The sequence below is a fragment of the Mesorhizobium sp. P2_C7 genome (genome assembly GCF_056404515.1).
Genome location: NZ_JBFUDW010000012.1, coordinates 62,273 through 77,781 on the forward strand (window position 1 = coordinate 62,273; position 15,509 = coordinate 77,781).

The 15,509-nt window shown below is 63.7% G+C and carries 13 protein-coding genes; 6 read left to right on the top strand and 7 right to left on the bottom strand.

All coding sequences use genetic code 11. The features are described from left to right. Positions 1 to 2: 2 nt before the first annotated feature. The 3 genes from AC1D2G_RS23395 to AC1D2G_RS23405 all read left to right on the top strand — a co-directional run bounded on the left by AC1D2G_RS23395 (position 3) and on the right by AC1D2G_RS23405 (position 3,750). Positions 3 to 950, top strand: a complete 948-nt coding sequence (locus tag AC1D2G_RS23395) for an AEC family transporter (protein WP_477416926.1) — start codon at positions 3 to 5, stop codon at positions 948 to 950. Between the two features lie 227 nt (positions 951 to 1,177). After that, on the top strand, positions 1,178 to 2,635 hold the full coding sequence (locus tag AC1D2G_RS23400; protein ID WP_095087470.1) for an NAD-dependent succinate-semialdehyde dehydrogenase: 1,458 nt from the start codon (positions 1,178 to 1,180) through the stop codon (positions 2,633 to 2,635). A gap of 98 nt (positions 2,636 to 2,733) precedes the next feature. Next, entirely contained in the window at positions 2,734 to 3,750 is a 1,017-nt protein-coding gene (locus tag AC1D2G_RS23405) for an aldose epimerase family protein (protein WP_477227496.1), read from the top strand. Positions 3,751 to 3,891: 141 nt separating this feature from the next. On the opposite strand, the gene AC1D2G_RS23410 is transcribed toward AC1D2G_RS23405, so the two are convergent. Then, the gene (locus AC1D2G_RS23410) at positions 3,892 to 4,812 is read right to left on the bottom strand and encodes a sugar kinase (RefSeq protein WP_477394683.1); all 921 of its coding nucleotides are present in this window, start codon (positions 4,810 to 4,812) and stop codon (positions 3,892 to 3,894) included. Between the two features lie 151 nt (positions 4,813 to 4,963). On the opposite strand from AC1D2G_RS23410, the gene AC1D2G_RS23415 reads away from it, so the two are divergent. Beyond that, entirely contained in the window at positions 4,964 to 5,413 is a 450-nt protein-coding gene (locus tag AC1D2G_RS23415) for a FixH family protein (RefSeq protein ID WP_095088046.1), read from the top strand. A 7-nt stretch (positions 5,414 to 5,420) separates the two neighbouring features. Beyond that, complete coding sequence (locus AC1D2G_RS23420) at positions 5,421 to 6,620, top strand: cytochrome-c peroxidase (protein ID WP_477394685.1); 1,200 nt, start codon at positions 5,421 to 5,423, stop codon at positions 6,618 to 6,620. A 1-nt stretch (position 6,621) separates the two neighbouring features. Here AC1D2G_RS23420 and AC1D2G_RS23425 read toward each other — a convergent pair whose 3' ends face one another. Beyond that, positions 6,622 to 7,074 (bottom strand): Lrp/AsnC family transcriptional regulator, encoded by a 453-nt coding sequence (locus AC1D2G_RS23425; protein WP_027029407.1) that lies wholly within the window; start codon positions 7,072 to 7,074, stop codon positions 6,622 to 6,624. A 162-nt stretch (positions 7,075 to 7,236) separates the two neighbouring features. Here AC1D2G_RS23425 and putA point away from each other — a divergent pair, with 162 nt between their 5' ends. Next, a complete protein-coding gene (gene putA / locus AC1D2G_RS23430; RefSeq protein WP_477394687.1) occupies positions 7,237 to 10,845 on the top strand; it encodes a bifunctional proline dehydrogenase/L-glutamate gamma-semialdehyde dehydrogenase PutA in 3,609 nt (1,202 codons plus the stop codon). A 12-nt stretch (positions 10,846 to 10,857) separates the two neighbouring features. On the opposite strand, the gene AC1D2G_RS23435 is transcribed toward putA, so the two are convergent. The 5 genes from AC1D2G_RS23435 to AC1D2G_RS23455 form a co-directional block, all read right to left on the bottom strand. Beyond that, positions 10,858 to 11,229: a bleomycin resistance protein gene (locus AC1D2G_RS23435; protein WP_457150913.1), complete on the bottom strand. Its 372-nt coding sequence runs from the start codon at positions 11,227 to 11,229 to the stop codon at positions 10,858 to 10,860. Between the two features lies 1 nt (position 11,230). Beyond that, entirely contained in the window at positions 11,231 to 11,545 is a 315-nt protein-coding gene (hmuQ, locus tag AC1D2G_RS23440; RefSeq protein ID WP_457150912.1) for a heme-degrading protein HmuQ, read from the bottom strand. Positions 11,546 to 11,591: 46 nt separating this feature from the next. Beyond that, a complete protein-coding gene (locus tag AC1D2G_RS23445) occupies positions 11,592 to 12,365 on the bottom strand; it encodes an energy transducer TonB family protein (RefSeq protein ID WP_477416928.1) in 774 nt (257 codons plus the stop codon). A gap of 319 nt (positions 12,366 to 12,684) precedes the next feature. After that, positions 12,685 to 13,128, bottom strand: coding sequence for a hypothetical protein (locus tag AC1D2G_RS23450; RefSeq protein ID WP_477416930.1), 444 nt, complete (start codon positions 13,126 to 13,128; stop codon positions 12,685 to 12,687). A 5-nt stretch (positions 13,129 to 13,133) separates the two neighbouring features. Next, positions 13,134 to 15,338 (bottom strand): TonB-dependent hemoglobin/transferrin/lactoferrin family receptor, encoded by a 2,205-nt coding sequence (locus AC1D2G_RS23455; RefSeq protein ID WP_477416932.1) that lies wholly within the window; start codon positions 15,336 to 15,338, stop codon positions 13,134 to 13,136. Between the last annotated feature and the right edge of the window lie 171 nt (positions 15,339 to 15,509).

Consider the following 15,509-nt stretch of genomic DNA (forward strand, 5'->3'; position numbering starts at 1 on the left):
AAATGTCTCCGCTCACCGAAACCGTCCTCTTCGTCTTCAGCCTTGTCGCGCTCGGCTATCTCGCCGGGTTCACAGGCTATCTCAGACCGGCGAGCGGCGAGGGGATATCCGATTTCGCGGTCAGCGTGGCCATGCCGCTGCTGTTGTTCCAGACCATGGTGAACGCCGATTTCCACGGCGTCGCGCCATGGTCCCTGTGGGGCGCCTATTTCGCGGCGGTAGCGATCACCTGGGCCGCCGGCCATCTCGTCACCACGCGGATCTTCGGACGGGATGCACGTGCCGGGGTCGTCGGTGGTGTGTCGTCGGCCTACTCCAATGTCGTGCTGCTCGGTGCCCCCTTCATTCTCGGCATATTCGGGCCGAGCGGCTTCGAAGTGCTGTCGCTGCTCGTCTCCGTGCATCTGCCGGTCATGATGATGGCGTCGATCGTCCTGTTCGAGATGTTCGGCCGGACTGGCAGCGAGCCTATGCACCCCTTGCGTATCGTCCGCAGTTTCCTGCGGCGGCTTTTCATCAATCCACTGATCATCGGTATTCTGGCGGGACTGGCGTGGCGCCTCAGCGGCGTGCCGCTGCCCGACCTTACCATGCGACTGGTCGATGCGCTGGCCGATACGGCCGGGCCGGTGGCGCTGTTTGCCATGGGGCTCAGCCTGCGTCGCTTCGGCATTTCGGGGAATGTCCGTCCGGCGCTTGCGCTTTCGGTGCTGAAGCTGTTCCTGATGCCGGCGCTGGTTCTTGCCTTCGTCTGGCTGCTCGGCCTGCCACCCTTGACGGCCAAGGTGGCGGTCGTGATCGCGGCGCTGCCGTCTGGCATCAATTCCTATCTCATCGCCGTGCAGTTCAACACTGGCCAGGCGCTGGCATCCAACCAGATGACCATCGCCACGGCCTGCGCCGCCGTGACGACTGCTTTCTGGCTGACGGTGGTGCTCCACGTTTTCTGAAAGGTTATGCTGATATTCAGACAATGCCGGTCTGCGATCTTCATGCCATATGTCGGCCTGCTCTCGCCTCGGGCTGGCCCAACCCCTATATGCCATGTAGCGATTGCTTGCGGGCCTTGCGCTAGGTAAAGAGCAGTGGCTCCGGCGTGCCGGCTTCAGTTCCATGGCGCACGCTCACCGAAGACTTCACAGACCGGCCCGTCAGTGCGCCGAACGGAGGATAGACCATGCTTCAGAAAACCAGCCATTTCATGCGGCAGGCCAATCTCATCAACGGCGAATGGGTGCAGGCCGACAGCGGCCAGACGGTCGACGTCAACAACCCGGCCACCGGTCTCAAGATCGGCACTGTGCCGAAGTCGGGCAAGGCCGAGACCCGCCGTGCCATCGAGGCCGCCGAAGCTGCCTTCAAGTCGTGGCGCAAGACGACCGCGCTCGAGCGCTCGAAGCTGCTGCGCAAGCTGCACGACGCGATGATGGACAATCAGGACGTGTTGGCCGAATTGCTCACCATCGAGCAGGGCAAGTCCCTGTTCGAGTCCAAGGGCGAGATCGGCTCGGCCGCTTCCTACATCCTGTGGTTCGCCGAGGAAGGCCGCCGCACCTATGGCGACGTCGTGCCCTCGCCATGGGCGGACCGCCGCATCCTGGTCACCAAGGAACCGGTTGGCGTCATCGCCGCCATCACGCCGTGGAATTTCCCGTCCTCGATGCTGGCCCGCAAGCTCGGCCCGGCGCTTGCCGCCGGCTGCACCGCGGTCGTCAAGCCAGCCTCGCAGACCCCGTACTCGGGTCTGGCCTGGGGCGCGCTGGCCGAGGAAGTCGGTTTCCCCAAGGGCGTCATCAACATCCTGACCGGTTCGGCCAGCGAGATCGGCGACGAGATCTGCGCCAATCCGCTGGTATCGAAGATCACCTTCACCGGGTCGACGGAGGTCGGCAAGCTTCTCATCCAGAAGTCCTCGGTCACCGTCAAGAAGGTGTCGATGGAGCTTGGCGGCAACGCGCCGTTCATCGTCTTCGACGACGCCGATCTCGAGCGTGCCGTCGCCGGCGCGATCACCGCCAAATACCGCAATTCCGGCCAGACCTGCGTCTGCACCAACCGCTTCCTGGTTCAGGCCGGCGTCTATGACAAGTTCGTCGAAAAGCTCGCTGCCGCAAGCAACGGGTTGAAGGTCGGTTCCGGCCTCGAGGACGGCGTGCAGCAGGGACCGCTGATCGACGAAAAGGCTGTCGAGAAGGTCGAGGAGCTGATTGCCGATGCGACTGCCAAGGGCGGCAAGATTGTCGCCGGGGGCAAGCGTCATGCGCTCGGCGGGTCTTTCTTCCAGCCGACGGTCATCGCCAATGCGACGCCCAAGATGCGCTTCATGAAGGAAGAGATCTTTGGCCCGGTCGCACCGGTGTTCAAGTTCGAGACCGAAGAGGAAGCCATCGCGCTCGCCAACGACACCGAATTCGGCCTCGCCTGCTATTTCTACACCGGCGATCTCGGCCGCGCCTTCCGCGTCATGGAAGGTCTGAAATACGGCATGGTCGGCGTCAATGAAGGCCTCATCACCACCCCCGAGGCGCCGTTCGGCGGCGTCAAGGAATCCGGCCTCGGCAAGGAAGGCGGACATCAGGGCATCGAGGACTACCTCGACACCAAATATGTCTGCATCGGTGGCCTCGGCCTCTGATAGGCTCGCTCCAAGCGGGCAGGTCTGTGACCTGCCCGCTTGAGTCGAGAAAACCAGCCGAAATTCTCTGAATCAACTGGCGTTTGCGAGCATGGCGAATGAAGGACGGTGAGGTTTTCGGTACGACGCAGGCAGGCGAGCCGGTGCGTCGCTTCGCGATCAGGGGTGGCGGTCTTACCGCCAACATCATCGGGCTCGGCGCAATCATCCAGGATTTGCGCCTCACCGGACACGATGCGCCGCTGGTGCTCGGCTACAACAATTTGGCAGCCTATGAGACCGACACCGCCTTCTTCGGTGCGGTCGTCGGCCGCTACGCCAATCGCATCCGGGACGGCCGCTTCACCATCGCCGGCCAGCGCTACCAGACCGAACGCAACTTCCTCGACAAGCACACGCTGCATGGCGGCTCGCAAGGCTTTTTCCACCGGCCGTGGACGGTTTCGCTGCATGGCAGGGATTTCGTCACGCTGACGCTGCATGATCCCGACGGCACGATGGGCTTTCCCGGCGCGCTCGACGTCACCTGCACCTACCGGCTGAAGATCCCCGGCACGCTCAGCGTCGAACTCACCGCGACCTGCGAGGAGCCGACGCTGTGCAATCTCACCCAGCATTCCTATTTCAACCTGGATGATGGTGGCGCCGGCGACATTCTCGACCACAGGATGATGCTGAATGCCGGCGCCTATCTGCCCGTCGATGGCGACATGATCCCGACCGGCGTGGTCAAGCCGGTCGACGGCACGCCCTTCGATTTCCGCCAGGCGCGGCCGCTGCGCATGGAGACCGAGGGCGAACAGCTGCCCTATGACCAGAATTTCTGCCTCGCTCCGACGCGTGGGCCGCTCAAACAGGCGGCTTGGACGCAAGGGGCGAGTTCCGGTGTCGAGATGGAGGTGTGGACCACGGAGCCCGGCGTCCAGCTCTACACCGGCCAGTACGTGACGCCGCGCAAGGGGTTGGAAGGGCGAGACTACAAGGCCTTCTGCGGGTTCTGCCTGGAGCCGCAGGTCTGGCCGGATGCGCCGAACCGGCCGTATTTCCCGCAGGCGACGCTGTGGCCCGGCGCGATCTACCATCATGTGACGGAATATCGGTTCCGGCTGCCCTAAGGTCTGTTGATATTCAGGTCAGGCCGGCCTGCAAATGGCTGATACCTGTGGTTCCGGTGCTCACGTACCCAAACGTACGCTCCGCTCCGGTTTTCGGAACCCGTTATTTTCGACTCGGCCTGACCTGAATCTCAACGGACCCTAGCCGTCGAAAGCGGTTCGTAGAACCTCGAACGGGGCCAAGGCCCCGCGCACCTGTACTACGGCTGCGGCGACGCGGTGTGCGCGCAATACGGCATCCACCGGGGCGTGACCGGCGAGGCGTGCGGCGAGATACGCCCCATTGAAGGAATCGCCCGCGCCGGTTGTGTCGACGGGTGCGGCGACATGGATGGCCGGCACGTCGTGCGATGTTCCGTTGTCGGCAATCAGTGCTGGCGCCTCGCCGTTCTTGACGACGACCTCGCTGACCAGTTGCCCAAGCCGGGCGGCGGTCGCTTGCGGCGTTGCATCGCCGAACAGCATCTGCTCGTCGGGAAAGGTCGGCAAGGCGATGTCGGTGACGGCAAGCGCTTCGGCGATCGCTGCCTGCGCATCCTCGTGCCGGCGCCAGAGCCGCGGCCTGTAGTTGGGGTCGAACGCGACAGTCGAGCCTGCCGCCCGCGCCCTGGCCACGGCCGCCAGCAGCGTAGCCCGCGCGGCATCGTCCAGAATTGCCAAAGTAATTCCGCTGAAGTAGACAAGCACCTGATTTTCCAGGTTTTTCGACAATGCCGCATGATCGGAGGCGAGCTGCCGGGCGGCGGCGTCGCCACGCCAGTAAGTGAAGGAGCGCTCGGCGCCGGTCAGCGTGATCGCGTAGAGACCGGGCCGCGCCCCGGCTATGACCGGGCTGGAACCGATGCCGATGCCGTTTTCAGCGAAGAAAGCGATCTGGCCTTGTGAGAAGGGATCGTCACCAAAGGCTGAGACATAGGTTGCTGGCCGCTCAGTGCTCAACGCATGCAGCGCCCACAGCGTGTTGAATGTGTCGCCGGCAAAACCCATGCGCCAGTTCGGGCCGGTCTGGCCCGAGAGTTCGAGCATGCATTCGCCGATCGAGGCGACGCCGTTTCCCGCCATCTACAATCCTCCAGTGATCCCGGTGCTGTAGCTTTTTGCCACGGGCAGCGCCATGCTTGGCAAGCAGGCTTTTTTCCGCCACAGCGTTTTCCCACAGGCTGGCGGGATGCGATCCGTCCGGCAAAACGTTGTCTGCAGAAGAGGAACCGGTTTGGCATCGTTATGGCGTTATCTTCTGGCGGGTCTTGGTCTGGCTGCCTTGCTGGTCGGCATTCTCGCGGTCGTCTATCTGACGGCGCCGCGATCGTCGCAGCCTGCCGGCCCGGATGTCTCGCGGACGAAGAACACCGACAACGGTCTTTTCGTGGCAAGTTTTTTGCCGGAGCGGGGCGTCGTGCGGCAAGGCGAACTGGAATCCTGGCTGCTGACCCTGAAGACAAAGGCCGGCGCGCCGGTGGAGGGGGCCGCGATCGCGATTTCTGGCGGCATGCCGCAGCACAATCACGGCCTGCCGACCAGCCCGCAGGCGACCGACTATCTCGGCGACGGGCGCTATCGGATCGAAGGGGTGAAATTCACGATGAGTGGCTGGTGGCAACTGCACTTCGCCATCTCGGCCACGGCCGGCTCGGACACGGTGCTGTTCAACGTGGTGCTGTGAGCGACCGATGAGGCACTTTCCGCGTTTTCTGGCGCTGTTGGCGGCCATCGTCCTCGTCGGTTGCGGCAAGCCGGATTTCTCCGACGCCGAGAAGAAGACCGTCGCCTCGCTGGCACTGTCAACGCTGCCGTCCCTGAAGCCCGACACCACCAACCGCTTTGCCGATGTGCCGGCGGCCGCCGCACTCGGCTCGACGCTGTTCTTCGATCAGGGGATGAGCCGCGACGGCACGGTGTCCTGCTCGACCTGCCATAAGATCGACCGCCAGTTCCAGGACGACCTGCCGCAAGCGGTCGGCGTCGGCCACACCAACCGGCGCACCATGCCGCTGGCGGGCGTGGCGCGCGATCCCTGGTTCTTCTGGGATGGCCGCCGCGACAGCCTGTGGGCGCAGGCGCTGACGCCGCTCGAAAATCCGCTGGAGCAGGCGGGAAACCGTACCGCCTATGCGCATTACATGAAGACGCGATTCGGCGAACGCTATGAGCGCATCTTTGGACCGCTGCCCGATTTTTCCGGCATGCCGTTGAATGCAAGCCCACTCGGAACCGATGCCGAGAAGGCCGCCTGGAACGCGATGAGCGGCGCGCAGCGCGATGCCATCAACGGCGTCTATGCCAATATCGGCAAGGCTATCGCCGCGTTCGAACGGTCGATCGAGCCGGCGCCGACGCGCTTCGATCGCTTTGCGCTGGATCTCGCCACCGGCGCCGAGGCGAAAGGCGATGCCGCCTTTTCCCAGGAGGAAATCCTCGGGCTGAAACTGTTCATCGGCAAGGCCAATTGCGTGACATGTCACAATGGGCCGCGCTTCACCGACAACAGTTTTCACAACACCGGCGTGCCACCTGTCGCGGATCTGCCGCCCGACCGCGGCCGCATCGATGCGGTACGCCAAGTCGAGGCCGACCCGTTCAACTGCCTGGGCGCCTACCGTGATGGCGACGCCAGTGCCTGCGGCGAACTGCGCTTCATGGTCAAGGATGGGCCGCAGCTGATCCGGGCCTACAAGACGCCGTCGCTGCGCGGTGCCGCCACGCGTCCACCCTATATGCATGCCGGGCAGTTTTCGTCGCTCGACGAGGTGATCGCGCACTACGCAAAGGCTGCGCCCAGCGTTGAAGGGACATCCGAAATCCATCCGCTGGAACTGTCGGATCGCGAACGTGCGGCGCTGGTGGCCTTCCTGAAGACGCTGGCCGAGTGATCTACCTATCCTTGACCGTCTCCATCGCCACGAAGGTCGAGGTCTGGGCGACATGGGGCAGGGCCGAGATGCGTTCGCCAAGCACGCGGCGATAAGCAGCGATGTCCCTGGTGCGGACCTTCAGCAGATAGTCAAAGCTCGACGCCATCATGTGGCACTGCTCGATCTCCGGTACCGCCTGCACGGACCGGTTGAAGGCATCGAGTGCTGCGGATCGGGTATCGGACAGTTTCACCTGGACGAAGGCGACATGACCTTCGCCCATGCGCTCGCGGTCAATGATCGCCTGGTAGCCCCTGATGTAGCCGTCCTTCTCCAGCCGCTTGACCCGCGCCTGCACCGGTGTCTTCGACAAGCCGACCTTTGCCGCCAGTTCGGACATCGAAAGCCGGCCATCACTTGCCAGCGCTGACAGGATATTCCGGTCGATGCGGTCCAATTGGTCTTCTGTCATCGAAAACACAGTCCATATGCCAAATCTAGACCGCAATGTTAGACCGAATGACCTAAAATGTCGATTTCTTCGGACCGACTGAAATTCGCACTTGTGCTAGCTTGCGCCATTCGGTCCGGTGACCGCCGGCCCGATCCCCTTTGCTCGATCCACGGGACCGCCATGCCGCTAGATACCATCCGCCAGCAGATCCGCGCCAACTATCTGCCCGACGAAGACGAGGCGGTGCAGCGACTTGCCGAGGCCACGGGGCTTTCCGCGAAAGACCGCAAGGCGATCTCGGCCCGCGCCGCCGATCTGGTGCGGGCGGTGCGCGGCTCGTCGGACCCCCGGCTGATGGAAGTCTTCCTTTCCGCCTACGGCCTTTCCACCAAGGAAGGCGTGGCGCTGATGTGCCTGGCCGAAGCGCTGCTGCGCGTGCCCGACACCGAGACGATGGACGATCTCATCGCCGACAAGATCGCGCCGCACGACTGGTCGGCGCATTCGGGCGGTTCGAGCTCCATCTTCGTCAACGCCTCGACCTGGGCGCTGATGCTGACCGGCCGCGTCCTCGATGAAGGCGAGGGCGGCATCGAAGGCACACTGCGCTCCATGGTGCGCCGGCTGGGCGAGCCGGTCATCCGCAAGGCGGTGGCGGCAGCCATGCGCGAGATGGGCGAGCAGTTCGTGCTCGGCCGCACCATCACCGAGGCCGTCAAGCGCGGCCGGCCGATGACGCAGAAGGGCTATCTCTATTCCTTCGACATGCTGGGCGAAGCCGCACGCACCGAGGCCGACGCGTTGCGTTATCACAAGGCCTATGCAGACGCGATTTCCTCGCTCGATTCCGGTTCCAACGGCCCGGACATCCGCCAGAATCACGGCATCTCGGTCAAGCTCTCGGCGCTGCATCCGCGCTACGAGGTGGCGCAGAAGGACGAGATGCTGCCTGTCATGGCCGAGCGGCTGTTGTCGCTGGCGCTGGCCGCGCGGCATTCGCGCATGGGTCTCAACATCGATGCCGAGGAGGCCGATCGCCTCGATCTGTCGCTCGACGTCATCGACCGGGTGCTGGCCGAGCCGGAGCTTGCCGGCTGGAACGGCTTTGGCGTCGTCGTCCAGGCCTATGGCCCGCGTGCCGCCTTTGCCATCGACTGGCTCTACGCGCTGGCGAAGAAATACGACCGCACCATCATGGTGCGGCTGGTCAAGGGCGCCTATTGGGACACCGAGATCAAGCGGGCGCAGACGCTCGGGCTTACCGGTTATCCCGTCTTCACCCGCAAGGCCAACACCGACGTTTCCTACATGGCTTGTGCCAAAAAGCTGCTGTCGATGACCGACCGCATCTATCCGCAATTCGCCACCCACAACGCCCACACCGTCGCCGCCATTTTGTCGATGGCCGGGGACCGCGATTCCTTCGAGTTCCAGCGTCTGCACGGCATGGGCGAGGCCCTGCACGAGACGGTGCGCAAGGCCGAAGGCACGCGCTGCCGCATTTATGCGCCGGTCGGCGCGCATTCCGACCTGCTTGCCTATCTGGTTCGGCGGCTGCTGGAGAACGGCGCCAATTCCTCCTTCGTGCATCAGCTAACTGACGAGGAGGTCGAGCCCGAGGACATCGCCCGCGATCCGCTCGAAACGGTCGAGAGCCAGGGCCCCGCCGCCAATCCGGCGATTGCCCGCCCTTCCCAGATATTCGGCGCTGGTCGCCGCAATTCGAAGGGTTTTGATATCACCGACACGGTGACGCTGGCGGCGATCGACAAGGCCAAGGCTGCGTTCGCCGGCCCCGATCGCTGGCATGCCAAGCCGATCACGCGGGCCGCCGGTTATGGCAAGCAACGGCCGATCGTCAATCCGGCCAAACCCGCGGAAGTCGTCGGCACGGTCAGCGAAGCCGCCGCCAAGCAGGTGGCGACCGCCGTGCGCATCGCCGTGGAGGCGCAGCCAGCCTGGGCAAAGCGTCCTGTGGCCGACCGCGCCGCCATCCTCAATCGCGCCGCCGATCTCTATGAGGCCAACGCCGTCGAGTTCTTCGCACTGGCCACCCGGGAAGCCGGCAAATCGCTGGCCGACGGTGTGGCCGAGGTGCGCGAGGCCGTCGACTTCCTGCGCTACTACGCTGCCGAGGCGGCCAACGCCGAACCGGGCACGCAGGCGCGCGGCGCCATCGTCTGCATTTCACCGTGGAATTTCCCGCTCGCCATTTTCACCGGCCAGATCGCGGCGGCACTCGTCACCGGCAATTCGGTGATCGCCAAGCCGGCCGAGCAGACGCCGCTGATCGCCTTCCGTGCCGTCGAAATGCTACGCGAGGCCGGTGTACCGGAAGACGTCATCCAGCTTCTGCCCGGCGACGGGCCCTCGGTCGGCGGCCCGCTGACTGCTGATCCGCGCATCGCCGGTGTCTGCTTCACCGGCTCGACCGAAGTCGCCAAGCTGATCGAAAAGCAACTGGCCGAGACTGCCGCGCCCGACGCCATGCTAATCGCCGAGACCGGCGGCTTGAATGCGATGATCGTCGATTCCACCGCGCTGCCCGAACAAGCGGTGCGCGACATCCTGGCCTCGGCCTTCCAGAGCGCCGGCCAGCGCTGCTCGGCGCTGCGCGTGCTCTATGTGCAGAAGGACGTCGAGAAGAAGATGCTTGAGATGCTGAAAGGCGCCATGGAGGCGCTCAGCATCGGCGATCCCTGGCGGATTTCGACCGATGTCGGCCCGGTCATCGACGACGAGGCGCAGACTTCGATCCGCGATTACTGCACGAAGATGGGCCTGCAGGGCCGGCTGATCGCCAAGCTCGAAGCGCCGAAGGATGGCCGCTTTGTCGCGCCGCATGTCTTCCGGGTCAAAGGCATCGAGGACATGGAGCGCGAGGTGTTCGGGCCAGTGCTGCATGTCGCCACGTTCGACGCCGACGAGATCGACGCGGTCATCGCCGCCATCAACCGCAAGGGCTATGGCCTGACCTTCGGCCTGCACACGCGCATCGAGGGCCGCGTGCAGCATTTCGTCGACGGCATCCACGCCGGCAACATCTACGTCAACCGCAACCAGATTGGCGCCGTCGTCGGTTCGCAACCGTTTGGCGGCGAGGGGCTGTCGGGCACCGGGCCGAAGGCCGGCGGCCCGCACTATCTCCGTCGCTTCCGCAAGGGGCCGGAGGCCGGCACGCACATTGCCGAAGGCCACAAGGTCACGGCGACCGAACTTGCCGACAATCTGCCCGATCCGGCGTTGGGTGGCTGGTCGACGCGGCCCGACCGGATTGCCATCCTGAGGAAGCATCTGCGCGGCAAGGGTGCCGCGGCCATTGGCGCCGCCGCCGGCATCGACTTCGGCCAGGTCGACCTGCCCGGCCCGACCGGCGAGGCCAACACGCTGTCGCTGTCGCCGCGCGGACGAGTTCTGTGCCTCGGTCCCGATCAAGACACGCTGCTTGCCCAGGTGATCCAGGCACTCGCCGCCGGCAATGCGGTGCTGGCCGTTGCACCGGGCGCACCGGCGGCGCTGTCTGCGCTGACCGGCAAGGGCCTGCCGCTGGCCGCCATCGACGGCCGTCCGGATCCGGTCGAAGCGCGCTCGCTGCACGTCGATGTCGTCGCCTTCTCGGGCACTCAGGAGGCCGCGCGCATTGTTCGCAAGGTCATCGCCGACCGCTCAGGGCCGATCGTGCCGCTGGTCAGCGAGGTGCTCAACCCGGCGGCCTATGCGCATGAACGCGCCGTCTGTGTCGACACCACCGCGGCGGGGGGCAATGCCAGCCTGCTGGCCGGCTCCTGAAGGACCGGCTGGTCACACCTCTTCGGGTGCGCAGCCGAACTTCAGCAGATTGCCGTGCGGGTCCCGGATATGGAATTCCTTCATGTTCCACGGCCGCACGGTGAACGGACTGAGTTGCCTGACACCGCGCGCTGAAAATTCGGCATGCAGCGCCGGCACCTCGCCGCCCCTGATATAGCAGGACGAAACTTCGGGGAGTTTGCGGTCGTCGCTCTTCCAGAAATGGATTTCGATGTCGCCCCGGCGCACGATCAGATAGTCGTCCATCTCCGGCTCGACGACACCAAAGCCGAGCTCATCGCGGTAGAAATCGCGCGTTGCCTCGATGTCGGGCGAGGGCAGGATCGGAATGCTGCGCGCAGGATCTTGGGCAGGCGTTGCCATCTCAGGCCCCTTCCACGACGGAAAAACCCTCGAATTGCGGATGGCCGAGATAGTGGACTTTCGTGGTGCCGACATTTCTGTGGGCGGCACGGAAATTCTCGGACTTGGTCCAGGCGACGAAATCATCGTGGCTCGCCCACACCGTGTGCGAGGCAAACAGCGTGTAGCCTTCAGTCTCGTTGACCGGGCCACGCAGCAGATGGAACTCCCGGAAACCTTTCATCTGGGCAAGGCTTGAATCGCGGTTCTTCCAGACGGCTTCGAAATCGGCTTCCGAGCCGGTCTGCACCTTGAAGCGGTTCATGGCGATGTACATGGAGGTTCCTTTCATTCGGGTGTTGATGGTTGACGCCGCGACAGTTTCAAAATGGGCCGATTTCGGCCTCGAACGCCAAACTCTTGCTCACGGCCTGTGGTGGAATTGGAGGAAAAGGAGCTGCCTTGCGCACGATGCCGAGCGCGACCTTGTCGAAATTCGGCGATCCAGAGCTTTGCACAATGCGCAGGTCATCAATGCCGCCGCGGCTGCCGATGATGAATGTCACAACGGCATTGTTGCGAGCAGCCAACTGTACCGAAGGCGGGACGCCGCGATTGACACGGCTGAGCTTTCGGAAGACGTCGCCGCGGTAATTGTCTTCCGCCGCGCTGCTTGCCTCCTTCTGTTTCTTGCCCTTGCTGGCCGCCTGCGCCAATCGGTCCTGGCCATTCGCCGTGCCACGCTTCTCATCCGCTTGGCTGGTGCTGGGCGGGGCGGCTGCCGGAGTTGGCCTGGCGCTGGGAATCGCTTGCTGCTCCGGGACGACGGCAGGCTCGGCCTGAACGGTCGGCTGTGCAAGGGTTTCAGTCTTTGCAACGATGCTCCTGTCATCGGTGCGCGGGGCTGTCGCCACCAGAATGTCCGGCGTGACGGAAGGCTGTTTGACAGGCGCTGACAAAGGCTCGACCGGCTGTCTGGCGGTTTCTTGAACAGGTTGAGACGGCTCTGTTGGTGTCGTCGGCCTGGCCGCCTTTGAAGGCTCTGATTTGGTCGGCCGTGGATTGGGCACCAGCTTGACATTTACAGCCGCCGGATCCTGGTCCAGTGCGCTGCCGACCACCTTGTCTCCGGACTGATCGCTGCCCTCCGACCGCATGGCATCCTGGGAATCGAATGTCCCCGAGGGCGAAATCAGAAAACCCGCCGCCACCGCCGCATGGAGCAGGCAGGAGACGATGATCGCCGCCGTCCATCTGCGGTTCCAGGCCGATGGCCGCGGCGGCGCAAGCGGCTCGGTTGGCACGATCGCCAGTTCGGCGCCGGGTTCGGGGAGGGGACTGATGTCACGCATGTCGCGGGACGAGACCTGCAGCGACCCGTGCGGACTTGTCAAATCAAGATCGCTTGGTCCAAACGACAAGCCGGCCAGGGGCCGTGCCACCGTGCTTTGCAGGAATGCGGGATGCAGTCCCATCTCAGACGCCGAAGGCGATACCGGTCTTGGTGTCGGTCTTCAGCTTGCGCATGCAGGCGTTCGGATCGACGGCTGTGCCGGCGCATTCCGTCGCGCTGTTGATCAGCACACGGCTGACCTTGGCGCAGTCGGTGCCGGTCAGATCGAAGCGTGTCACCTTGGTCTTGCCCGCAGGCAATTCCTTGAAGTCGAGCACGGTCAGCCGGTCGACGATGCCTGCCTCGTTGAACAGGGCGATCTCGAACGCCGCCTTGGAGAGGTCGGCGCCGAGGTTGTTGCTGACCACGAAGGTCAGGCGGCACCCCTTGTCGGAGGCTTGCGCGCCGTTGAGTTCGAGGGCCAGCGCGGGAACCGGCGCGGACTGCTCAGGCCATGCCGGAACCATCGCAAGCGACATCGCCAACGTCGAGGTCAGCAGACGAAGGGGTGTCCTCAAGCTCGTCATTGCCGTCAGCCTCCAAATCGCATCGTTGCCGCCAGCTTCAGCGTTATGCCCGGTTCATAGACCGCGACCGTCGTGCTGCCGTTCAACGGGTTGGCGTATTTGACATCGAACAGATTGTCGGCACGGAAATCGACCTTCAGATTGTCGGTCGCCTGATAGCTGGCGAAGGCGTTGACCAGCGTATAGTTCTTGGCCACCGCATTGCCCTTCGGCTTGCCATTGTACTGCACTTCGCCACCGACGGTCAGCTTGTCCTCAAGGAAGCGCAGGCCGAGTTGAGCCGTGACCTGAGAGGACGGGATGGTGGCAAGGTCTGCCCGGTCTCCTTCATAGGATATGGTGTGACCATTAATGATGGAGGCGGAAAGTCCGGCATAGCCCCATGCCGCATCGTAAACGCCCTCCATCTCGAAGCCGTTGATCTTGGCCTTGGCAAAATTCTGGTACTGGAAGCAGATCGGGATGCCCGGGCCGAACGGGCAGCCGCTGGTCGGGTCGAACGGCGACAGCGTCACGCCGTCGATATAATCATCGACATTGTTGTTGAAATAGGCCGCCTTGATGCGAAGCGCGTCGCCGGCCTCCAGGATATCATCTTGCTTGTAGTTGACGCCGAATTCCGTCGTCTTGCCGGTTTCAGGCCGCAGGTTGGGATTGGGCAGGAACGGGAAGGAAACACCGGCCGGATGGTTGCCGCTGATCAGCGTCTCCGTCAGCGAGGGAGAACGGTACCCTTCCGCATAGGTGCCATAGAATTGCAGGCCGGCAAGGCCAGCGCTTTCGAAGGGCGAGACGCCGACGGTGACGCGCGGCGACACTCTATCGCCTGAAGTCTCGTGGGTATCATCCTTGAGGCCGTAATTGTCGTAACGCAGCCCGGCGATGACTTCGACCCAATCCCAGGTGAGCTTGTCCTGGACATAGGCACCGGAAACGTTGCGCTTGCCGGAAGGCGTGTAGAAGCTGTCGCCGCCGGCCGTGCCGCCGGTATTGACGTTGTCACCCGCCCAGTCACCGCCATAGGTCAGTTCGTGCGCGACGCCGGCGGTCTCGAACCTGGACGTGTTCCAGATGTCGATGCTGGTCGTGCCGACATCGAAGGTCGAGGTCGAACCTGTCGGCAGCACCACAGGCAGGCCGGTGACCGGATCAAAGCGTTTTAGCGGGACGAGGCTCGTCAGGTCGAGGTTGGTCTTGTTGTAGGAGGTGTTGATGTGGAGATCGAGCCAGCTCTTGTCTTCGTCGGTGACGTTGTAGCGGGCTGTGAAGGTGTTCGACTTCAGGTCGACATCATTCACCGGCGCGCCACCGCTGATCTCGTTCCAGCCATCGCTTGAGCCGACCCAGCCGAGCTTCAGCTCACTGTTGTCGGTCGGCCGGATGGTGGTCTTGAGCAGGCCGCTGAGTACGTCGAAGCCGGTGCCCTTGACGGTGTCGCCATCGCCATCCTTGTAGTCGTCATAGTTGCGGTAGACGATGTTGCCGAGCGCATCCCAGTTCTCGTTGAAGCGGTAGGCGCCGGATGCGCTGGTGGTCCAGCCCTTGCCATTGCTCTCATAGCGCCCGGTGACGGAACCAGCCCATGTCTCATTCGGCTTGAGGAAATCCTCGGCATCCTTGGTGTCGAAGAAGATCACGCCGCCGATGGCGCCCGAGCCATAGGTATTGGCGACAGGACCACGGATCACGTCGACGGATTTGACGAGCTCCGGATCGATGTAGAAGGTCGACTGCGTGCCGTGGTCGGAACGCTGGAAATTCTGGCGGGCGCCGTCGACGATAACCGCGACGCGGCCGAAATCCTGCAGGCCGCGGATGTTGATGCTGGTGCTGACGCGCCTGGCGTCGGCCTGCGCCGCGATACCGGGCACACCGAGCAGCATCTCGTTCGGCGTCGTCGCCATGCGGCGGTCGAGCTGTTCCTGGTCGATATGGCTGGCCGAAGCCAGCGATTCGATCGCTGTCTCGCCGGTGCGGCTCAGCACCAGGATCTTGTCGAGCAGTGTTGCGCCCGCCGGGGCGGGCTTGGCCTCTTCAGCCTTCGGCGATTGCGCCGCTTGCTGGGCGCTGGCTGGTGGCGCCAGCACAGCGACTGCCGCGACGCTTGCCAGCAAGGCCGTCATTGCTCTTGCCGTGGATCGCCCGCCAAGACCCTTATCAGACGGGCCAGTGTCAAACCGGCCACGCCATTCCCAATTCATCAACCCCATGCCCCAACTCCAAAGTCCAGGTTCGTTGCTGGCTGGCCTGGGGCTCGCTGGCGTTTTTGATCGTGTCCGGCGTCTTAAATGTTGACTCATTTACTCCGGTATTGCACTGACTAGTAAACATGATTATTCGAGTCAAGAAATGAATCGGCATTTATGCAGGCCTAGCCAGGC

Bases quoted from the DNA above. Each gene is read 5' to 3' on its own strand.
- AC1D2G_RS23395 (WP_477416926.1), top strand. From the start codon at position 3: ATGTCTCCGCTCACCGAAACCGTCCTCTTCGTCTTCAGCCTTGTCGCG.
- AC1D2G_RS23400 (WP_095087470.1), top strand. From the start codon at position 1,178: ATGCTTCAGAAAACCAGCCATTTCATGCGGCAGGCCAATCTCATCAAC.
- AC1D2G_RS23405 (WP_477227496.1), top strand. From the start codon at position 2,734: ATGAAGGACGGTGAGGTTTTCGGTACGACGCAGGCAGGCGAGCCGGTG.
- AC1D2G_RS23410 (WP_477394683.1), bottom strand. From the start codon at position 4,812: ATGGCGGGAAACGGCGTCGCCTCGATCGGCGAATGCATGCTCGAACTC.
- AC1D2G_RS23420 (WP_477394685.1), top strand. From the start codon at position 5,421: ATGAGGCACTTTCCGCGTTTTCTGGCGCTGTTGGCGGCCATCGTCCTC.
- AC1D2G_RS23425 (WP_027029407.1), bottom strand. From the start codon at position 7,074: ATGACAGAAGACCAATTGGACCGCATCGACCGGAATATCCTGTCAGCG.
- putA (WP_477394687.1), top strand. From the start codon at position 7,237: ATGCCGCTAGATACCATCCGCCAGCAGATCCGCGCCAACTATCTGCCC.
- AC1D2G_RS23435 (WP_457150913.1), bottom strand. From the start codon at position 11,229: ATGGCAACGCCTGCCCAAGATCCTGCGCGCAGCATTCCGATCCTGCCC.
- hmuQ (WP_457150912.1), bottom strand. From the start codon at position 11,545: ATGTACATCGCCATGAACCGCTTCAAGGTGCAGACCGGCTCGGAAGCC.
- AC1D2G_RS23445 (WP_477416928.1), bottom strand. From the start codon at position 12,365: ATGCGGTCGGAGGGCAGCGATCAGTCCGGAGACAAGGTGGTCGGCAGC.
- AC1D2G_RS23450 (WP_477416930.1), bottom strand. From the start codon at position 13,128: ATGACGAGCTTGAGGACACCCCTTCGTCTGCTGACCTCGACGTTGGCG.
- AC1D2G_RS23455 (WP_477416932.1), bottom strand. From the start codon at position 15,338: ATGGGGTTGATGAATTGGGAATGGCGTGGCCGGTTTGACACTGGCCCG.